This window comes from Micromonospora sp. NPDC000207, from assembly GCF_040300925.1.
In the GTDB taxonomy this organism is placed as follows: domain Bacteria; phylum Actinomycetota; class Actinomycetes; order Mycobacteriales; family Micromonosporaceae; genus Micromonospora.
In genome coordinates, this window is sequence record NZ_JBEPEQ010000041.1 from 25,144 (window position 1) to 44,650 (window position 19,507).

General features: G+C 70.8%; 16 protein-coding genes. 10 read left to right on the plus strand and 6 right to left on the minus strand.

What is annotated here, in order from left to right; translation table 11 throughout:
- Positions 1-110: 110 nt before the first annotated feature.
- From ABT336_RS12775 to ABT336_RS12800, 6 genes are all read right to left on the minus strand, one after another.
- Positions 111-1,193, minus strand: coding sequence for a hypothetical protein (locus ABT336_RS12775; RefSeq protein WP_350896702.1), 1,083 nt, complete (start codon positions 1,191-1,193; stop codon positions 111-113).
- Between the two features lie 163 nt (positions 1,194-1,356).
- The gene (locus ABT336_RS12780; RefSeq protein ID WP_350896703.1) at positions 1,357-2,328 is read right to left on the minus strand and encodes an ABC transporter substrate-binding protein; all 972 of its coding nucleotides are present in this window, start codon (positions 2,326-2,328) and stop codon (positions 1,357-1,359) included.
- Positions 2,329-2,389: 61 nt separating this feature from the next.
- Positions 2,390-2,989: a GTP-binding protein gene (locus tag ABT336_RS12785; RefSeq protein ID WP_350896704.1), complete on the minus strand. Its 600-nt coding sequence runs from the start codon at positions 2,987-2,989 to the stop codon at positions 2,390-2,392.
- The gene (locus tag ABT336_RS12790) at positions 2,973-3,413 is read right to left on the minus strand and encodes a DUF742 domain-containing protein (protein ID WP_350896705.1); all 441 of its coding nucleotides are present in this window, start codon (positions 3,411-3,413) and stop codon (positions 2,973-2,975) included. Before ABT336_RS12790 ends, ABT336_RS12785 begins: the two co-directional genes overlap by 17 nt.
- Complete coding sequence (locus tag ABT336_RS12795) at positions 3,410-3,835, minus strand: roadblock/LC7 domain-containing protein (RefSeq protein ID WP_350896706.1); 426 nt, start codon at positions 3,833-3,835, stop codon at positions 3,410-3,412. The genes ABT336_RS12790 and ABT336_RS12795 overlap by 4 nt, the downstream gene beginning before the upstream one ends.
- Positions 3,825-6,308 (minus strand): sensor histidine kinase, encoded by a 2,484-nt coding sequence (locus ABT336_RS12800; protein WP_350896707.1) that lies wholly within the window; start codon positions 6,306-6,308, stop codon positions 3,825-3,827. Before ABT336_RS12800 ends, ABT336_RS12795 begins: the two co-directional genes overlap by 11 nt.
- 275 nt (positions 6,309-6,583) lie before the next feature.
- Between ABT336_RS12800 and ABT336_RS12805 the strand changes: the two genes are divergently transcribed.
- The 10 genes from ABT336_RS12805 to ABT336_RS12850 all read left to right on the plus strand — a co-directional run bounded on the left by ABT336_RS12805 (position 6,584) and on the right by ABT336_RS12850 (position 19,369).
- On the plus strand, positions 6,584-7,159 hold the full coding sequence (locus ABT336_RS12805; RefSeq protein WP_350896708.1) for a hypothetical protein: 576 nt from the start codon (positions 6,584-6,586) through the stop codon (positions 7,157-7,159).
- Between the two features lie 261 nt (positions 7,160-7,420).
- On the plus strand, positions 7,421-9,112 hold the full coding sequence (gene araB, locus ABT336_RS12810; protein WP_350896709.1) for a ribulokinase: 1,692 nt from the start codon (positions 7,421-7,423) through the stop codon (positions 9,110-9,112).
- Positions 9,113-9,134: 22 nt separating this feature from the next.
- Complete coding sequence (locus tag ABT336_RS12815) at positions 9,135-9,827, plus strand: L-ribulose-5-phosphate 4-epimerase (RefSeq protein ID WP_350896710.1); 693 nt, start codon at positions 9,135-9,137, stop codon at positions 9,825-9,827.
- Between the two features lie 146 nt (positions 9,828-9,973).
- Positions 9,974-10,981 (plus strand): ABC transporter substrate-binding protein, encoded by a 1,008-nt coding sequence (locus ABT336_RS12820; RefSeq protein WP_350896711.1) that lies wholly within the window; start codon positions 9,974-9,976, stop codon positions 10,979-10,981.
- A 63-nt stretch (positions 10,982-11,044) separates the two neighbouring features.
- Positions 11,045-12,583: a sugar ABC transporter ATP-binding protein gene (locus ABT336_RS12825; protein WP_350896712.1), complete on the plus strand. Its 1,539-nt coding sequence runs from the start codon at positions 11,045-11,047 to the stop codon at positions 12,581-12,583.
- On the plus strand, positions 12,580-13,650 hold the full coding sequence (locus ABT336_RS12830; RefSeq protein WP_350896713.1) for an ABC transporter permease: 1,071 nt from the start codon (positions 12,580-12,582) through the stop codon (positions 13,648-13,650). Before ABT336_RS12825 ends, ABT336_RS12830 begins: the two co-directional genes overlap by 4 nt.
- Positions 13,647-14,639: a galactofuranose ABC transporter, permease protein YjfF gene (gene yjfF / locus ABT336_RS12835; RefSeq protein ID WP_502891167.1), complete on the plus strand. Its 993-nt coding sequence runs from the start codon at positions 13,647-13,649 to the stop codon at positions 14,637-14,639. The genes ABT336_RS12830 and yjfF overlap by 4 nt, the downstream gene beginning before the upstream one ends.
- 32 nt (positions 14,640-14,671) lie before the next feature.
- Positions 14,672-16,174 (plus strand): L-arabinose isomerase, encoded by a 1,503-nt coding sequence (araA, locus tag ABT336_RS12840; RefSeq protein ID WP_350896714.1) that lies wholly within the window; start codon positions 14,672-14,674, stop codon positions 16,172-16,174.
- A 112-nt stretch (positions 16,175-16,286) separates the two neighbouring features.
- Positions 16,287-17,282, plus strand: coding sequence for a LacI family DNA-binding transcriptional regulator (locus ABT336_RS12845; protein WP_502891168.1), 996 nt, complete (start codon positions 16,287-16,289; stop codon positions 17,280-17,282).
- 65 nt (positions 17,283-17,347) lie between these two features.
- Positions 17,348-19,369, plus strand: coding sequence for a heavy metal translocating P-type ATPase (locus tag ABT336_RS12850; RefSeq protein ID WP_350896716.1), 2,022 nt, complete (start codon positions 17,348-17,350; stop codon positions 19,367-19,369).
- Positions 19,370-19,507 lie beyond the last annotated feature (138 nt).

The following is a 19,507-nucleotide window of genomic DNA, read 5'->3' on the forward strand; positions in this document are numbered from 1 at the left end:
AGGCGGTGGCGACCACCAGTCCGAGGCCGACGGCCAGGGTCGGCAGTCCGAGCCCGAAGGGCAGATCGGTCACGGAGTTCGGCGGCTGCCCGGATCGGAGCGGCTCACGGTCATGGTCGATGTCCCTGTCGCGGGGTCCTGCGTGCTGTCACCCCCGACGTCTGCCCGGGGGCGGACGGTAGCGACGGGCTTGACCGGGTGTCCACCGGACGTCCGGGTGTCGGGCAGACGAGTGCGGCGGCGGAGGAGGTGGAGGCGGTCGCACTCGGTTTCCGTGCCGGCTTGCCGGCAGAACCCTTTCGGCCGGCCGAGGCGGTCTTCATACGCTCCTCGAAAGGGAGCGAGGCATCGCTGCCCCGAGGAACGACATCGGCTTGCCGATGGGGGTAGGTGAGGAAGAACGCCACCTCTTCCGGAGTGATTTTGGCCTGTCCCGTACTGAGTCGGTAGAACCGCTTCCGGACCTCCGGCGGGACCTTCGCCCGAGGGTCGGACAATCCTGCCTCTCGATACCGCGTCACCTGGTCGGCTCCGCTCAGACTGTCTCGGGTCCGGGCCGGCAACGGAGCCGAGCCGTTCGCTGCACCGTCGTATGCGGTCCGGTTCTTGGAGCCCGGTGGGAGGAGCGCGTCCACCCACTGGGGATGCTTCTGGAAGAACGCGGCATCTCCGGGGGTGAGGCGAATCTTGCCCACCCGCACCTCGGTCAGGTGGACATAGAGAGAGTCGAACCGAAGCAGCGGGTGCTCGGCAGGCGCAAGCCCGCGATGTTCCCGGTACTTCGCCAGGAGTTCACGCCATTCCTCCTGTGGCAGGATCTCCGTCCTGGAGGTGGGCCGGCGGAGGAGGTCGTAGCCGTCCGATGCGTGGGCTGCGGCCCGCCGATAGACGCCGTCGGGGTCCGGGTCGCGCGGCTCGGTCGGCCCCTGTCGCCTCGTGCTGCCGTCCACGCCCTTCGACGGGGTCGTCGGCCCGGACTGGTCCAGGCCCGGGAACAGTTCCTGGAGGTCGGCATCGACGAGGTGGGGCTCGACGACCAGCGGGTCGGCGAGGTCGACGCTGCCGGGTTCGGAGCCCACGAGGGAGGCCAGGTCGTCCCCGGGCATCAACTCCGGCGTCAGGACCAGCGAACCGTCGTGGGCGACCGAGCCGGCGACCGGCAGGTCGTCCAGGCCCCAGTCGACGTCCGTCATGGCAGCGTCGCCTCCCGGCGAACTCGTCGGGCTGGGACCGTTCTCCCAGTGACGGGCCATGTTCCCTCCTCGGTGTACGCGTCATCGTCACGACGTACCCCGGGACCGTCGCGTTCACCGGGGAGGGACCGGGTCGGCCGGGCGTCGACGCCGGGCCTGGGGGTCAGTCGGCGGGAAGCCAGTCGGCCCAGACCTCCGGGTTGGCGTCCAGCCACTTCTTGGCCGCCTCGTCGTAGGACAGCTTGTCGACTGTGAGGTAACGGGCCACCTCGTTCTGGTGGGCGTTGGTCCACTGGAAGTTCTTGATCAGCTCGGCGGCCGGGTTGCCGGACTCCGCGAACTCCCGGTTGGCGATCTTGTCGAGGTCGTACGGCTGGTAGTCGCAGGCGATCTTCTCCGGGTCGACGTCACAGCCGGGCGTGTAGGGGGGCAGCTTGACGTGCACCAGGTCGACCTCGGCCAGGAACCACTGTGGGGCGTAGAAGTAGCCGATGGCGGGGCGACGGTTGCGCTCGGCGTCCCGGAACGTGTCGATCAGCTTCTCCTCGCTGCCGGTGACGCTGACTGTGAAGTCCAGCTTCAGGTTCCGGAACAGCGCCGTCTCGTTCGTCTCGTAGGAGGGGTCCGCGAGGAGGAACGCGCCCTTCCCACCGGAGGTGGGGGTGCGGAACAGGTAGGCGTACTTGTTGAGGTTCTTCCAGTTGGTGATGTCCGGGTACCGCTCGACCATCCACGGCGGGACGTACCAGCCGACGACGCCCCTGTTGCCTGTCATCCCGTGCTCGACGGCGAGCCGTTCCTCGTCGATGTAGCGCTTCTTCTGGCTGTCCCGGCCCCAGTTCTCCAGGATGGCGTCGACCTCACCGGCGGCGAGCGCGTCCCACGCCTCCTCGGCACCAAGCTCCTTCTCCACCACAGTGCAGTCGAGCCGGTTCTTGGCCAGGTAGGCCACCACAGCGAGGTTCGCCTCGTAGCCGACCCAGGGCAGGTTCGCCAGGGTCACGGTCCCGCAGGGTACGTCGGTGGGCAGGCCCGGAGGGGCGACCCGGGGCTCGACCTCCGTCGCGCAACCGGCCAACGCCAGTACGGCCGTCCCGGCGAGCGCCGCCGCCCGGATCCAGCGTGCTGTCTGCATCGCTCCTGTTGTCCTCTCTCGTCGCCGGGAGTGCCGGGTCACTGTCGTCGGGAGTGCCGGGTCACCGTCGTCGGGAGTGGCCAGCGCGGGCCAGGCGCTGGGCCAACACCACCTCGGTGAGCGAGACCAGCACCTGCTTGACCGACTCCCGACTGCGCGCGTCGCAGTCCACGATGATGACGGCGTCGTCGACGCCCAGGGCCTCCCGCACCTCGGCCAGGTCGAACCGGCGACCGGCCGGGAAGTGGTTGATCGCCAGCAGGAACGGGATCTGGTGGTCCTCGAAGTAGTCGATGGAGGGGAAGCAGTCCTCGATCCGTCGGGTGTCGACGAGGACGACGGCCCCGAGGGCGCCGTCGACCAGGTCGTCCCAGAGGAACGCGAACCGGTCCTGCCCGGGCGTGCCGAACAGGTACATCAGCAGGGTCTCGTCCAGGCTGATCCGGCCGAAGTCCAGGGCGACGGTGGTGGTGGTCTTGGCGGTGACCCCTGTGGTGTCGTCGACGCCCACCGACACCTCGGTCAGGTCGGCCTCGGTGACCAGCGGCTCGATCTCCGAGATCGCACCGACGAAGGTGGTCTTGCCGACTCCGAACCCGCCGCTGATGACGATCTTCACTGCGGTCGGGGCGGCCGTCGCGGGGCTAGAGGGCGCGTACACGGTCCCTGATCCTTTCGATCATGGCGACGGAGAGTTCGCCCTGTTCCTCGCGCCGCAGGTATCCCTCGGTGAGGAGGTCGGCGACAAGGACCCGGGTGACCCCGAGGGGTACCCGCAACCCGACCGCCACGTCGGCGACGGAGGTGGGGCGCTGGCACAGCTCGACGATGCGGCGGGCTTCGAAACGCAGCGGTGCGGAGAGCGCCGCCGGCTGGGCGGAGAGGATCGTCTCGACCCGGAGGCCGTCCTGGACCGGGCGGGTACGCCCCCCGGTGAGCAGGAACGGGCGGACCACCGCCTGGTCCTCGGGCTCCTCGGTGAGGTCCCGGTGCCGGGGGCCCGCACCGGGGTCGTCACTCGGTGGGGTGGGGGTCCAGTGCGGGATCATCCTCGGGTCCGGCAGCCGGGGTCCGGTGTCGCTCACCGGGGCAGGATCCGTCGCGACTCGGAGATCAGTGCCGGGGTCAGCATCCCCCCGAAGCGCTCGGCGAGCAGGGAGATCTCGTACCCGACCAGCCCCAGGTCGCACTCGCCGTCGGCGAGGACCCCCAGACAGCTGCCGTCGCTGATCGCCGACACGAGCAGGAACCCGCGCCGCATCTCGATCATGATGAGCTTCAGGCCGTCGAAGTCGTACTTGCGCGAGGCGGTCCGGGCCAGGCTCGCCATGCTCGACACGATCGCCGCCAACTGGTCGCCGGCCCCCCGGTCGAGTCCGGCCGACGCGGCGATCAGCAGGCCGTCGGAGGAGACGGCGACGGCGTCGCGTACCCCGTCGGTCTGCCTGACGAAGTTCGCCAGCAGCCAGTTCAACTGGTGCGGGTCGGCCTGGGTGTCAACCGTCACGGCTCCTCCAAAGCTCGGTTGCGGCGTCGTCGTCGCCGGTTGCGGTGGTCGGGGTCGTCAGGATGTCCTGGCCGCGCCGGATGCCGGCCCGCAGCGCGGTCAACCGGTTGCGGACCTCCGCCGGGGAGTCCTCGATCGTCGCCGGACGCTGCTCCGTGGTGGGCCGGGTCCGTGGCGTCGGTTGCGGCGGGCCACCGGCGGCGGGTCGCTGGTCGCGGGGCAGTCGCCGACGCAGCCCGTTCGCTGTCAGCGACGGGACGACGGCCGGAGCCGACCCGGGGTGCGCCGGTGGTTCGGGCGTCACCGGTCCGGGACTCAGCGGTCCGGGCGGGGACGTCCGCCGGTCGGGGGCGGCGAACAGCTGCTCGGCAACGGGGGTGCCCACCAGGTCGATCTGGCCGGCGGCGGGGGCCGGGTGGGTGCCGATCGCCCGGACCGTACCGGTGTCGGCCGGGGGGCCGGTGTGGGCGGTGACCCGCGTCGGGGCGGGGGTGGCGGTGATGGTCACCGGCTGCCCCGCACCGACGGCGGTCTGCTGCGGTCCCGGCGCTGCCGACGAGGTCAGCAGGCTGTTGGGCAGCACGACCCGGGCGGTCACCCCGGTGACCGGGGAGGGGGCGAGCTGGACGTCGATCTCCAACTCCCGGGCGAGCTGACCCACCACGTGGTGGCCGAGGTAACGGGTCGGAGCCGAGACGAAGTCGACCTCGCCGCGCAGTCGGGCGTTGGCCTGCGCCAGATCCTCGGCGGACATGCCGATGCCCTGGTCGGTGATGGCGATCAGGTAGCCGTCGGCGGTCCGCCGACCCTGCAGCTCGACGTCGGAGTCGGGGGGTGAGAAGGTCAGCCCGTTCTCGACCAGCTCGGCGAGCATGTGGGCCACCGCACTGACGTGGGCACCGACCACGAAGGTGTCGTCGATGCGACGGAGCTGGACCCGGCGGTACTCCTCCACCTCCGAGATGGCAGCGCGGATCACGTCGGCGATCGGCAGGGGGTTCGCCCACTGACGGGGACCCCCGGCCCCCACCAGCACCAGGAGGCTCTCGGCGTTGCGTCGCATGCGGGTGGCGAGGTGGTCGAGTTCGAAGAGGTTCGCCAGGCCGGTGGGGTCGGTCTCCTCCCGCTCCAGCCGGGTGATGAACCCGAGCTGACGGCGCAGCAGGTTCTGGTTGCGTCGACCGAGGTTGGCCAACGACTCGGTGGTGCTGCGCCGCAGCAGGGCCTGCTCGGTGGCGAGGTGGAAGGCCACGGCCTGCACCTGGTCGAGCGCGCCGGCCACCGACCGGACCTCCGAGGTGGAGGTCATGGGCACCCTGACCGGCTCCGGTGGGTCGGGCGTCCGGTCGTCGGTGTGACCGGTCTGCACCTGGCGTACGGCGGCGGGCAGGCTGTCGGTGGCCAGTCGGTTCGCCTCGGCGGCCAGGACCGCCAGCGGGCGGGTGATCGACCGGGAGGCGACGACCAGCAGGGCGATCGCCCCGGCCAGGAAGAAGAGCACCAGGATGGTGACCACTGCGATCCGCCGGGTCGACTCGTTACGGCGCTCCTCGGCCCGGGCCTCGATCTCCGCGCCGACGTACTCCTGCATTCCGCGCATGCCGTCGAGGACCGTGGTCAGCGAGGACCACCAGGACTGCGGGTTGAGCTGCACCTGTCGTCCGTCGGACGAGTCGAGTGCGACCTGCTCGAAGTGGGCGGCCACCCGGGCGGCGCCGGTGTCGAGGACGTACTCGTTGGACGCCCGCTGGACGGGGGTGGCGTGGTCCTCGAAGTCCGCCAACGCGGCCTCGCGCGCCGCGCGCATCTCGGCGAACTGGAGGAACTCGCCGCGCTCGAACCCGCCGGCGGAGAAGACGCCGTTGAGGAACGCGCGCTGCTGGGCGGTGCTCTCCTTGATCCGGCTCAGCGCCTCCAGGGTGGCGACGTGGCCGCGCAGTTCGGCGTCGGCGACCTCGGCCAGGCCGAAGTCGATCCGGTTGAGCGCGGTGATCCGGTCGGTGAAGAAGGTGAAGGTCGCGGCACGTCCGGCGCTGCCGTCGTCGGCGCCGGAGCGGATCACCGGCAGTCCGTCCAGTTCCCGAAGGGCCGCGCCGACCCGGTCGGCTGCCGGTCCGCCGTCGGCGATGGCCTGTTCGACCTGCTCGCGTCGCTCGTCCACCCGCTGTCGTGCCGGCGCGAGTTCGTTACGGAACCCGTCGTTGCCGCCCAGGAGGCCGGCGGTGAGACCACGCTCGGCCTGGAGTTCCTGGGTCAGGTCCTGCACGGCGAGGGCGACGGTCACCGCCCGGCTGGCGGTGGTCGCCGCCCGGTAGTCGGCGACCTCGACGAACGTCACGTACCCGAGCAGCAGGAGCACCGCCAGCGCGGGCAGGGCGAGGATCCCGATCAGGCGACTGCGGATCGTGCCACCACCGACCGGGCCTGCGCCGGTCGGTGGTACCGGCTCGGCACCGGGTTGCTGTGTGGACACGGGGAAACTCCAAACACCGACGGGGCCGTCGAGGGGGTGCGACCGATCGGGTACCGGATGAGTTGATCAACCGTACTCTTGCGGCGTTTCCGCAGCCTGGCAACCTCTCGGCCGGATCTTGTCCGTCCGGTTTGGAGCGTCCCACCGACCGGACCCCCGACCCCGGTACTGATGCGAGGCCCTCCCGATGACCGGGGTGTCCCGACCGATCGCCCGTCGAATGAACCAGGACGGCTCGGATCCGTCAGGAAGGGGATGCCGTCGAAGGAGGAGTCGTGACGAGAAAGTCGGGATCCGCAGGAACCAAGTCCTACCAGGAGAAGTACGCCGAGTTCGTCGCCGCCCGCGACGCGGGTGAGATCGTCTACTCCGAGACGGAGGGATTCACCACGTGGAGCGCGGACGCCCAGGCGATCAGAAGGGACCTCAACAACTGGGTGGCCAACGGCATTCCGGCGAGGTTGACCGCCGAGTGTCCCGAATTCGAGAAGGCTCTCATCGATTTCTGCCCGAGACTGGCCGAGGCCAACATCGCCCAAGCCGGCAAAGACGCGAGATTCGCCAATCTCCTGCGCGCATACCTGAGGAAGGAACTCACCGGTAAGGAAAGGAAGAGGGCTACTGAACGCCTGAGCCTGATCAACAGGGACATGGTGGGGGCGATGGGGGACGGGAGTTCGAGGTCTTCCGGGAGCACGAGGACTTACGGGCGCGACTACCCCTCGGCTCGAACAACCGTCGGCGGTTTCTCGATTTTTAACAGCGGCGGGATCGGGAGGATGGCCTGTCGGCGGGATCCGGTGGGATCGAGCAGGCCGAGGCGGCCGGGATCTCCTGGATGGCTGCCCTGAGGGGGCCTGTGGCGGGCTCGTCCACCGGTGACCCGTTGGCGGCCCAGGGGCAGTTCTGGCGGTCGAGTCGGTCGACAGACGCCCCGGGTGCCGATCGCCGGTCCAGGTCCCCCCGCTGAATCCGTCGTAGGGGGCACTTCGGGGGAAGTCGACTGGGGTGCCCCGATCGCGGTCGGGACGCGTGGCGAGTTTCCGGTCGACATCTTGACGAACATCCATGTGAGCGCTAACACTGTCTGCGACTCGTCAGGGGAGGTGCACATGAGCGTGGTGTCCGGGACCGCCGACCGGTACGTCGTCGGTGTCGACTTCGGAACCCTGTCCGGTCGGGCCCTGGTGGTCCGGGTCGCCGACGGTGCCGAGGTGGGCACGGCGGTGCACCCGTACCGGCACGGGGTGATGGACTCGGTCCTCGCCGCTGCCGACGGGCGGACGCTGCCCGCCGACTGGGCCCTCCAGGACCCGGACGACTACCGCGACGTGCTCCGGCACGCGGTGCCGGCGGCCCTCGCCGCCGGCGGGATCGACCCCCGCCAGGTGATCGGGATCGGCATCGACTTCACCGCCTGCACGGTGCTGCCGACCCTCGCCGACGGGACCCCGCTCTGCGAGCTGCCCGAGCTGCGCGACGAACCGCACGCCTGGGTCAAGCTCTGGAAGCACCACGCCGCCCAGTCGCACGCGGACCGGATCAACGCCCTGGCCCACGAGCGCGGCGAGCCGTGGATCGGCCGATACGGCGGCAAGATCTCCGCCGAGTGGCAGTACGCCAAGGGCCTGCAACTGCTGGAGGAGGCTCCGCCGGTCTACGCCCGGGCGCAGCGGTGGATCGAGGCCGCCGACTGGATCGTCTGGCAGCTGTCCGGCGTCGAGACCCGAAACGTCTGCACCGCCGGCTACAAGGGCATCCACCAGGACGGCCGATACCCGTCGACGGAGTACCTGACCGCGCTGAACCCCGACTTCGCCGACTTCACCGCCAAACTCGACGGACCGTTGGTGCAGCTCGGTGACCGGGCCGGGACCCTCACCGTCGAGGCCGCCCGGTGGACCGGCCTGCCGGAGGGGACCGCCGTCGCCGTCGGCAACGTGGATGCCCACGTCACCGCCGCCGCCGCCCAGGCCCTCGAACCGGGACGGCTGGTGGCCATCATGGGCACCTCCACCTGCCACGTGGTCAACGGCGTCGAGCCCGCCGAGGTCGCCGGCATGTGCGGCGCGGTGTACGGCGGGATCAGCGCCGGGAGCTGGGGTTACGAGGCCGGTCAGAGCGGCGTGGGGGACATCTTCGGGTGGTTCGTCGAGCACTGCGCCCCGGCCGGGTACGCCACGCACGAGGCACTGACCGAGGCCGCCGCCGCCCAGCCGGTCGGCGCGCACGGGCTCGTCGCACTCGACTGGTGGAACGGCAACAGGTCGCTGCTTGTCAACCACGACCTGAGCGGGGTGATCGTCGGGTTGACCCTGGCCACCCGCCCCCCGGAGGTCTACCGGGCGCTGTTGGAGGCCACCGCGTACGGCACCCGGATGATCATCGAGGCGTTCGCCGAGGCCGGGGTGCCTGTGGACGAGCTGATCGTCGCCGGCGGACTGACCAGCAACACGCTGCTGATGCAGATCTACGCCGACGTGACCCGGCGTCCCCTGGGGATCATCGGCTCCACGCAGGGGCCGGCGCTCGGGTCGGCCATCCACGCGGCGGTCGCCGCCGGGGCGTACCCCGACGTGCCGGCCGCCTCGGCGGCGATGGGACGGGTCGACCGCGACGTCTACCGCCCCGACCCGGAGCGGGCCCGCGCCTACGACGAGCTGTACGCGCAGTACCTGCGGCTGCACGACCACTTCGGCCGGGGCGGCGACGACGTGCTGCTGCGCCTGCGGACGATCCGTAACACCGCCCGGGCGTCGACGGCGGTCGAGACGTCCGCAGCCCTGGTGGAGGTGCCGGCATGAACGAGCGGAGCGAGGTGGCGGCGTGAACGAGTGGGATGCCGACGTGGCGCGGCTGCGGGAGCAGGTCGCCGACCTGCACGACGAGTTGGTCCGGTACAACCTGGTCGCCTGGACCGCCGGCAACGTCTCGGCCCGGGTGCCGGGACGCGACCTGATGGTCATCAAGCCCAGCGGGGTCTCCTACGACGACCTCACCCCGGACCTCATGGTCGTCTGCGACCTGGACGGGGTGGTGGTCTCCGGTGACCTCGCCCCGTCGAGCGACACCGCCGCCCACGCCTACGTCTACCGGGCGATGCCCGACGTCGGCGGGGTGGTCCACACCCACAGCGGGTACGCCACCGCCTGGGCGGCGGTCGGCGAGGCGATCCCCTGTCACCTCACCGCCCAGGCCGACGAGTTCGGCGGTGAGATCCCGGTGGGACCGTTCGCCCTCATCGGCGGGGACGACATCGGCAAGGGCGTCGTCGCCACCCTCGCCGGGCACCGGTCCCCGGCCGTGCTGATGCGCAACCACGGTGTCTTCACCATCGGCGCGGACGCCCGGGCCGCTGTCAAAGCGGCGGTGATGTGCGAGGACGTGGCCCGCACCATGTACCTGGCCCGGACCCTCGGTCGGCCGGTGCCGATCGCCGACGCCGACGTCGACGCACTCCACGACCGCTACCAGAACGTGTACGGCCAGCCCGGTTCGACGGCCACCACGGCGGTCTGACCCGGCTGCCCGACGCACCTCCCTCCACCGGTCTGCGGGTGGCACACCACCACCGCCGACCGTCCACCCCTGCCCGTCGCCTCCAGCGGCGCGGCCGGACGTGCACACCCACACCCCCACCACACCCCTTCGAAGGAGTCCAGCAGATGTCGAAGACGGCAACCTTCACCCGGCGCGGGATCGGCACGATCCTTGCCGCCGGTCTGCTCGCCGGCGGTCTCGCCGGATGCGGTAACAGCGACACCGGTGGTGACGCCGGCTCGTCCGGCGGCGACGACAAGATCGTCCTGGGCTTCTCCCAGGTCGGCGCGGAGAGCGGGTGGCGGACCGCGAACACCACCTCGGTCAAGGAGGCCGCCACCGAGGCGGGCATCGAGCTGAAGTTCGACGACGCCCAGCAGAAGCAGGAGAACCAGATCAAGGCGATCCGCAACTTCATCCAGCAGAAGGTGGACGTGATCGCCTTCTCCCCGGTGGTGGAGTCGGGCTGGGACACCGTCCTCAAGGAGGCCAAGGACGCCGACATCCCGGTCATCCTCACCGACCGGGCCGTCGACTCGGCGGACAAGACCCTCTACAAGACCTTCATCGGCTCCGACTTCGTCAAGGAGGGCCGTCTCTCCGGGGAGTGGCTCGTCGAGCAGACGAAGGCCGCGACCGGCCCGGTGAACGTCGTCGAGTTGCAGGGCACCACCGGGTCGGCACCGGCCAACGACCGCAAGAGGGGCTTCGCCGAGGCGATCGCCGCCAACCCCAACCTGAAGATCGTCGCCTCGCAGAGCGGCGACTTCACCCGGGCCGGCGGCAAGCAGGTCATGGAGCAGTTCCTCAAGGCCAACCCGAAGATCGACGTTCTCTTCGCCCACAACGACGACATGGGGCTGGGCGCCCTGGAGGCGATCACCGCTGCGGGCAAGGTGCCGGGCAAGGACATCACCATCATCACCATCGACGCGGTCAAGGACGGGATGCAGGCCCTCGCCGACGGGAAGTTCAACTTCATCGCCGAGTGCAGCCCGCTGCTCGGCCCGCAGCTGATGGACCTGGCGAAGAAGGTCCACGCCGGTGAGAGCGTCCCGGAGCGGGTCGAGACCGAGGAGACCACCTTCACCCAGGAGCAGGCCAAGGCCGCCCTGCCGTCCCGTAAGTACTGACCGACCGGGGCCGCCGCGCGGTGAGCGGCGGCCCCGGCCTCCAGTGGAAAGGTCTGGTGGGGGATGTCGCAGCGGCATCCGGTCCTGACGATGACCGCGATCAGCAAGCTCTTCCCGGGAGTACGGGCCCTCGACGGCGTCGACTTCCGGCTCTTCCCCGGCGAGGTCCACGCCCTGATGGGCGAGAACGGCGCCGGCAAGTCCACTCTGATCAAGGTGCTCACCGGTGTGTACGGCACCGACTCCGGCACCATCACCCTCGACGGGCGGAAGGTCGACTTCACCGGCCCGATGCAGGCCACCTCGGCCGGGGTGAGCACCGTCTACCAGGAGGTCAACCTCCTACCCAACCTCTCCGTGGCCGAGAACGTCTTCATCGGGCGTGAGCCGCTCCGGTTCGGGACCGTGGACTGGCCGACGATGCGGCGCGGGGCCGCCGACCTGTTGGCCCGGTTCGACCTGCACCTCGACGTGACCGAGCTGCTGGGCACCTACTCCCTGGCCGTGCAGCAGATGGTGGCCATCGCCCGCGCTGTCGACGTCCGGGCCCGGGTGCTGATCCTCGACGAGCCCACCTCCAGCCTCGACGCCGACGAGGTCGCCCAGTTGCTGCGGATCATGCGTCAGCTGCGGGACGAGGGCATCGCGATCCTCTTCGTCACCCACTTCCTCGACCAGGTGTACAGCGTCGCCGACCGGATCACGGTGCTGCGCAACGGACGCCTCGTCGGCGAGTGGCCCACCGGGGAACTGCCCCAGCTCGCCCTCGTGGAGAAGATGATCGGCAAGGAACTCGACGCGTTGGAGAGCATCGACGCCGCCGCCGGCCGCGATCCCGACCGGGTCGCCGCCGGTGCACCACTGGTGGCGGCGGACGGTTTGGGCCGCAGCGGTTCGGTGGCCCCGTTCAGTCTCACCATCCACGCCGGGGAGGTGGTCGGGCTGGCCGGGCTGCTCGGCTCGGGTCGTACCGAGGTCGCCAGGTTGTTCTTCGGGGCCGACCGCGCCGACTCCGGGACGCTCACGGTGGACGGCCGACCGACGGCGATCCGCAACCCGGTGGCGGCCATCGACCGGGACATCGCCTTCTGCTCGGAGAACCGGCGCACTGAAGGGCTGGTCGGGGAGCTGACCGTCCGGGAGAACATCCTCCTGGCGATGCAGGCGGCCCGGGGTTGGCTGCGACCGGTGCCCCGACGGCGGCAGGACGAGCTGGTCAAGCGCTGGGTCGAGGCGTTGAGCATCCGACCGGCCGACCCGGAGCTGCCGGTGCGCAACCTCTCCGGGGGCAACCAGCAGAAGGTCCTGCTGGCCCGCTGGCTGATCACCGAACCCCGGCTGCTGATCCTCGACGAGCCGACCCGGGGCATCGACATCGGCGCGAAGACCGAGATCCAACGCCTGGTGGTCGAGCTCGCCGACGGTGGGATGGCGGTGCTGTTCATCTCCGCCGAGCTGGAGGAGGTGCTGCGACTGAGCCACCGGGTCGTGGTGATGCGCGACAGGCAGATGGTCGCCCGACTGACGAACGACGAGACCCTCGACGCCGGGCAGGTCATGGCCGTCATCGCCGGCGGCGACCACCAGGAGGCGACGACGTGACCACGGTACGGACCCGTCTCGGTGCGGCCACCGCCCACCGGCTGTTCTGGCCGCTTGTCGTGCTGGCGCTGTTGATCGCGGCGAACACCGTCCACCGGCCGGGGTTCCTCGCCGTGGAGCTGAAGAACGGGCACCTCTACGGCAGTCTCGTCGACATCGTCCGGCTCAGTGCCCCGCTGATCCTGGTGGCCCTGGGCATGTCGCTGGTGATCGCCACCGGCGGCATCGACCTGTCGGTGGGCTCCGTCGCGGCGGTCAGCGGCGCTGTCGCCTGCCTGCACATCAGCAACCAGCCCGACCAGAACGGCATCGGCGGGGTGCTCACCGCCCTGCTGCTCGCCTTCGGGGTGGCCCTGCTGCTGGGGGTCTGGAACGGGGCCCTCGTCGCCGTCGTCGGCATCCAACCGATCATCGCCACCCTGATCCTGATGGTCGCCGGGCGCGGACTGGCCCAGTTGGTCACCGAGGGTCAGATCATCACGATCAACAGCGAGCCGTACCGGACGATCGGGGTCGGGCACCTGCTCACCCTGCCGTTCGCCATCGTCGTCGCCCTGGCGGTGACCCTCGTCGTCGCGGTGCTGACCCGACGGACCGCGCTCGGCATGATCATCGAGGCGGTCGGGGGCAACGCCGAGGCCAGTCGGCTCGCCGGGATCCGGTCCCGACGGATCACAGTGCTGGTGTACGTCATCAGCGCGGCCTGCGCCGCCGTCGCCGGGTTCATGATGACCGCCAACGTCTCCAGCGCCGACGGCAACGCCGTCGGGCTCTGGGTGGAACTCGACGCGATCCTGGCCGTCGTCATCGGTGGCACCGCCCTGGCCGGTGGCCGCTTCTACCTCGGCGGCACCATCGTCGGCGCGCTGCTCATCCAGACCCTGACCACCTCGGTCTACGCCATGAGCATCGACCCGCAGACCGCCCTGCTGTTCAAGGCGGTGGTGGTGATCGCCGTCTGTCTCATCCAGGCCCCGGCGTTCCGGGCGCGGCTGCGCCGCCGGAAAGCCCCACCCCCGCCTCCACCGTCCACGGTCGAGACCCCGAAGGAGCAGGTCCCGGCATGACCATGACCCCCCTTGTCGCCCGCCCTGCGAGGGTACGGCGACGGGTGCCCCAGCGGCACGTACCGGTGCTGGCCACCCTCGCCCTGCTGCTGGTCATGTACGGCGTCGGCGTCTCGCAGTACACCGCCTTCTCCAACATCCAGGTCGTGTTCAACATCTTCATCGACAACGGCTTCCTGCTGGTGGTCGCGGTCGGCATGACCTTCGTGATCCTCACCGGTGGGATCGACCTGTCGGTCGGTTCGGTGGTGGCGATGACGGCGATGGTCTCGGCGTCGCTGCTGCGCTCCGGCCTGCACCCGTCGTTGGTGCTGGTGATCGCGTTGCTGATCGGCCCGACCCTCGGGTTCGCGATGGGCTGTGTCATCCACTTCTTCGACATCCAGCCGTTCATCGTGACCCTGGCCGGGATGTTCTTCGCCCGGGGCATGTGCACCTGGATCAGCGCCGCCTCCGTCCCGATCACCGACGGGTTCTGGACCACGATGGCCCAGCACCGCATCCGGATCGGGGAGAACTTCGTCAGCATCAGCGTCCTGATCGCCCTGGTGGTAGTCGTGGTCGCCGCGTTCGTGCTGGCGTACACCCGGCTGGGACGCAACGTGTACGCCATCGGCGGCAACCCCCAGTCGGCGCTGCTGATGGGGTTGCCGGTGGCGCGTACCCGGATCGCCGTCTACACCGTCAGCGGGCTCTGCTCGGCGATCGGCGGGATCATGCTCTCCTTCTACACCCTGTCCGGGGCGCCGTTGATCGCCGTCGGCATGGAGTTGGACGTCATCGCCGCCGTGGTCATCGGGGGGACCCTCCTGACCGGTGGTTCCGGTTACGTCTTCGGCACGGTGCTGGGGGTGCTGGTGCTCGGGGTGATCCAGACGTTGATCACCTTCGACGGCACCCTCAACTCGTGGTGGACCAAGATCGTGATCGGTGCCCTGCTGTTCGCGTTCATCCTCCTGCAACGGCTCGTCGGCCTCCGCGCGAAGTGACCCTCCCGCCCGTTGATCGGAAAGGCAACCCCATGACCAGCTCATCACCGGCCGAGGTCTGGTTCCTCACCGGGAGCCAGGGCCTCTACGGCCCGCAGACCCTGCGTCAGGTCGCCGAGCAGTCGCAGCAGATCGCCGCGCACCTCGACGCCGACCCGGCCATCCCCGCCCGGGTGGTGTGGAAGCCGGTGCTCACCTCCAGCGCGGAGATCCTGGCCGTCTGCCGGGACGCCGCCGTCCAGGGGGCGATCGGCGTGATCGCCTGGATGCACACCTTCTCCCCGGCGAAGATGTGGATCTCCGGGCTGGACGCGCTGCGGACCCCGCTGCTGCACCTGCACACCCAGTCCAACGTCGAGCTGCCCTGGGCCGACATCGACATGGACTTCATGAACCTGAACCAGGCCGCCCACGGCGACCGGGAGTTCGGGTTCGTGCAGACCCGCCTCGGGGTGGCCCGCAAGACAGTCGCCGGTCACGTCAGCAACCCGCAGGTGGCGGCGCGGATCGGCGCGTGGACCCGGGCCGCGCTCGGGCGGGCCGAACTGCGGTCGCTGCGGTTGGCCCGGTTCGGCGACAACATGCGCGACGTGGCTGTCACCGAGGGGGACAAGGTCGAGGCGGAGCTGCGCTTCGGCGTCTCGGTGAACACCTACGGGGTCAACGACCTGGTGGCTGTCGTCGACGCGGTCCCGGACGCCCGGATCGACGAGCTGGTCAAGGAGTACGACGAGCGGTACCGTCTCGCCGCCGAACTGCGTACCGGAGGGGACCGGCACGACTCGTTGCGGTACGCCGCCCGGGTCGAGGCGGGGCTGCGCGACTTCCTCGACGCCGGGGGGTTCCGCGCCTTCACCACAAACTTCGAGGACCTGGGCGGACTGCGCCAGCTGCCGGGAGTCGCGGTGCAGCGGCTGATGGCCGACGGGTACGGCTTCGGCGGTGAGGGCGACTGGAAGACCTCGGTGCTGGTCCGGACCCTCAAGGCGATGTCGGTGGGTACCCAGGGCGGCACCTCCTTCATGGAGGACTACACCTACGACCTCACCCCGGGCCGGGAACTGGTCCTCGGGGCGCACATGCTGGAGGTCTGCCCGACCATCGCGGCGGACACCCCGACCGTGGAGATCCACCCGTTGGGCATCGGCGGGCGGGAGGACCCCGTACGGCTGGTCTTCGACGCCCGCCCCGGCCCCGCGGTGGTGCTCGGCCTGGCCGACATGGGGGAGCGGTTCCGCCTGGTCGCCAACGAGATCGACGTGGTGGCCCCGCCGTATCCGCTGCCGAGGCTGCCGGTGGCCCGGGCGGTGTGGCGGCCCCGGCCGGACCTGGCCTCCTCGGCGGAGGCCTGGCTGACCGCCGGTGCGCCGCACCACACCGTCCTGTCCCAGGCGGTCGGGGTGGAGGAGCTGCACGACCTGGCCGAGATGGTCACCACCGAGCTGGTGGTGATCGACGCCGACACCCGTCCGCGCCGGTTCGCCCAGGAGTTGCGCTGGAACCAGGCCTACCACCGGCTGGCCCGGGGCTTCTGACCAGCCGCGCCACCAGGCACGACACCCGTCTATGTTGATCATCGCGGGTTACCATGGCGGCGGCGAGGGGGTGGAGTGCGTGGGTCAGCAGCCGGTCGCGCGGGCAGCGGTGATGAACGACGTCGCCCGGCTCGCCGGAGTCTCGCACCAGACCGTGTCCCGGGTGCTCAACAACCACCCGAGTGTCCGCCCGGAGACCCGGGAGCGGGTGTGGCGCGCCGTCCACCAGCTCAACTACCGGCCCAACGCCCTGGCCCGGGGGCTGGCCGGACGACGGTCGCGGGTCATCGGCGTGGTCAGTTTCGACACCATCCTGTACGGGCCGGCGGCCACCCTGCTCGGCGTCGAGCGGGCCGCCCGCGCCGCCGGGTACGGCATCAACATCGTCACCCTGGAACGACTGGACCGGGCGGGGATGACCGCCGCCATCGACGCGTTGACCGAGCAGTCGGTGGCCGGCGTGGTCATCATCGCCCCGATGATGACGGCGGCGGTCGCCGTGCACGGGCTGCCCACCGGCGTACCGGCGGTGGTGGTGGAGGCCGGGGGCGGCACCGGCGAACTGCCCAGCATCTCCGTCGACCAGGTCGCCGGGGCCCGGCTGGCTGTGGAACACCTGCTGGAGCTGGGCCACGAGACGGTGTGGCACATCGCCGGCCCGCGCGACTGGCTGGAGGCCCGGGACCGGGTCGACGGGTGGCGTCTGGCGTTGGAGGAGGCGGGACGGCCCGTGCCGACCGTCGTCCAGGGCGACTGGAGCCCCCGGGTCGGGTACGAGATCGGGCAGACCCTGCTGGACCGGCCGGACGTGACGGCCGTCTTCTGCGCCAACGACCACCAGGCACTCGGCCTGTTGCGCGCCATGAACCAGCGGGGGCGACGGGTGCCCGAGGACGTGAGTGTGGTCGGGTTCGACGACATCCCCGAGGCCGAGTACTTCTCGCCGCCGTTGACCACCGTCCGGCAGGACTTCGACGAGGTGGGCCGCCGGTGCGTGACCACACTGCTGGAGCTGTTCGACGCCGGCGGTGCCAACGGGACTCCGGTCCATCCCCCGGTCGAGCCGACCCTGGTGGTACGCGACAGCACCGGTCCCCGTCCCGGGTGACGGGGCCGCGACCTCGACCGTGAATACCCCCCAGGGGCATATGGTCGCCGTCGGAGGTGGTGACCGTGGACCCCGAGCAGCTCCGCCGACGGTTCTGGCTCAGCCTGGCCCTGACCGTCCCGGTCGTCGTCACCAGCCCCATGGTGATGGACTGGTTCGGCTACTCGCTGCACCTCCCCGGCATCGGCGCTGTCGGCCCCGTCCTCGGATCGGTGGTCTTCGGCTACGGCGGATGGCCCTTCCTGGCCGGTGGGGTCCACGAGATCCGCTCCCGGACCCCGGGCATGATGCTGCTGGTCTCGATGGCGATCGTCGTCGCGTACCTCGCCTCGGTGGCCACCGTCCTCGGCCTCTTCGACCTGGACTTCTGGTGGGAGCTGGCCGCCCTGGTGACCATCATGCTGCTCGGGCACTGGCAGGAGACGAAGGCCGTCGGCCAGGCCCGGGGGGCGCTGTCGACCCTCGCCGCCCTGCTGCCCGACGACGCCGAACTGATCGACCCCGACGGCTCGGTCCGCCGGGTGGGGCTGGCCGACCTCACCGTCGGTGACCTGGTCCTGGTCCGCTCGGGTGCCCGGGTCCCCGCCGACGGCCGGATCACCGACGGCACCGCCGAGCTGGACGAGTCGATGATCACCGGGGAGTCCCGGCCGGTCCGCCGTACCGTCGGGGACCGGGTGGTGGCCGGGACGGTGGCCACCGACTCCACCGTCCGGGTCCGGGTCGAGGCCGTGGGCGAGGAGACCGCCCTCGCCGGGATCGGCCGCCTGGTCACCCAGGCGCAGACCGCCACCGGACGGGCCCAGACCCTCGCCGACCGGTTCGCCGCCCTGCTCTTCTATGTCGCCACGGCCACCGCGCTGGTCACCTTCGGCCTGTGGTGGACCCTCGGCGACCTGGACGCCGCAGTGGTCCGGACGGTGACGGTCCTGGTGATCGCCTGCCCGCACGCCCTCGGCCTGGCGATCCCCCTGGTGATCGCCCTCTCCACAGCGCTGTCGGCCCGCGCCGGGATCCTGGTCGAGGACCGGTTCGCGCTGGAACGGATGCGGACAGTCGACGCGGTGCTGTTCGACAAGACCGGCACCCTGACCAGGGGGGAGCACACGGTGACCGGGGTCGCCGCCGCCGACGACCTCGACGAGGACGAGGTGTTGCGCCTGGCCGCCGCCGTCGAGTCCGACAGCGAACATCCCCTGGCCCGCGCGCTGGTCACAGTGGCCGACGAGCGCGGGCTGCGGACCCCGGCCGAGGACTTCCGATCCCTGCCGGGGCGCGGCGTCCGCGCCACAGTCGACGGCATCCGGTACGCAGTCGGCGGCCCCGCCCTGCTCGCCGAGCTGTCGGTAGCCGTCCCCGACGTCCTGACGCGGGCCGCCACCGGGTGGTCGGCGCAGGGCGCGGCGGTCCTGCACCTGGTCCGCCTGGGCACCGGCCCCGACGGCACCGGTGCCGACCTCGACGCCGCCACGTCCGAGGCCGTGGCGGTCGGCGCGTTCGCCCTCGCCGACGAGGTACGCCCGGAGGCCCGGACTGCGGTCGCCGAGCTACGGACCCAGGGCGTCGGCACCATCGCCATGATCACCGGGGATGCCCGCCCGGTGGCCGAGTCGGTCGCCGCCGAACTGGGCTTCCGTCCCGGTGTCGACAGGGTCTACGCCGAGGTCCTCCCCGCCGACAAGGACCGGGTGGTGGCCGACCTCCAGGGTCGGGGACTGCGGGTGGCGATGGTGGGCGACGGCGTCAACGACGCACCCGCCCTGGCCCGCGCCGACGTGGGCATCGCCATCGGGGCGGGCACCGACGTGGCCATCGAGTCCGCCGGGGTGGTCCTGGCCTCCTCCGACCCCCGTGGGGTGGGGGCGGTGATCAGACTGTCAAAGGCGTCGTACCGCAAGATGCTCCAGAACCTGGCCTGGGCCGGCGGCTACAACGTGGTGGCCCTCCCGCTGGCAGCCGGTGCCCTGGCCTGGGCCGGGATCACCCTCAGCCCGGCGCTGGCGGCGGTGTTGATGTCCGCCTCCACGATCGTGGTCGCCCTCAACGCCCAACTTCTGCGCCGGGTCCGCCTCACCCCGCAGGAGTAGCCTTCGCGTCACGGTGTGTGAGAAGTCGATCCGCTTTGGACCGCTAAGGGACGTCTCGTAACTCGGCTACCGGTCCATGGTGGATCATGTTGGGGTGCAGGTGATCTCGGCAGCTCGCCCGGAGTGGATCGTCCCGTT

What these genes read in the sequence shown, in the direction of transcription:
- ABT336_RS12775 (WP_350896702.1), bottom strand. Translation starts at nt 1,193, where the DNA reads ATGACGGACGTCGACTGGGGCCTGGACGACCTGCCGGTCGCCGGCTCG.
- ABT336_RS12780 (WP_350896703.1), bottom strand. Translation starts at nt 2,328, where the DNA reads ATGCAGACAGCACGCTGGATCCGGGCGGCGGCGCTCGCCGGGACGGCC.
- araB (WP_350896709.1), top strand. Translation starts at nt 7,421, where the DNA reads ATGAGCGTGGTGTCCGGGACCGCCGACCGGTACGTCGTCGGTGTCGAC.
- ABT336_RS12820 (WP_350896711.1), top strand. Translation starts at nt 9,974, where the DNA reads ATGTCGAAGACGGCAACCTTCACCCGGCGCGGGATCGGCACGATCCTT.
- ABT336_RS12825 (WP_350896712.1), top strand. Translation starts at nt 11,045, where the DNA reads ATGTCGCAGCGGCATCCGGTCCTGACGATGACCGCGATCAGCAAGCTC.
- yjfF (WP_502891167.1), top strand. Translation starts at nt 13,647, where the DNA reads ATGACCATGACCCCCCTTGTCGCCCGCCCTGCGAGGGTACGGCGACGG.
- araA (WP_350896714.1), top strand. Translation starts at nt 14,672, where the DNA reads ATGACCAGCTCATCACCGGCCGAGGTCTGGTTCCTCACCGGGAGCCAG.
- ABT336_RS12845 (WP_502891168.1), top strand. Translation starts at nt 16,287, where the DNA reads ATGAACGACGTCGCCCGGCTCGCCGGAGTCTCGCACCAGACCGTGTCC.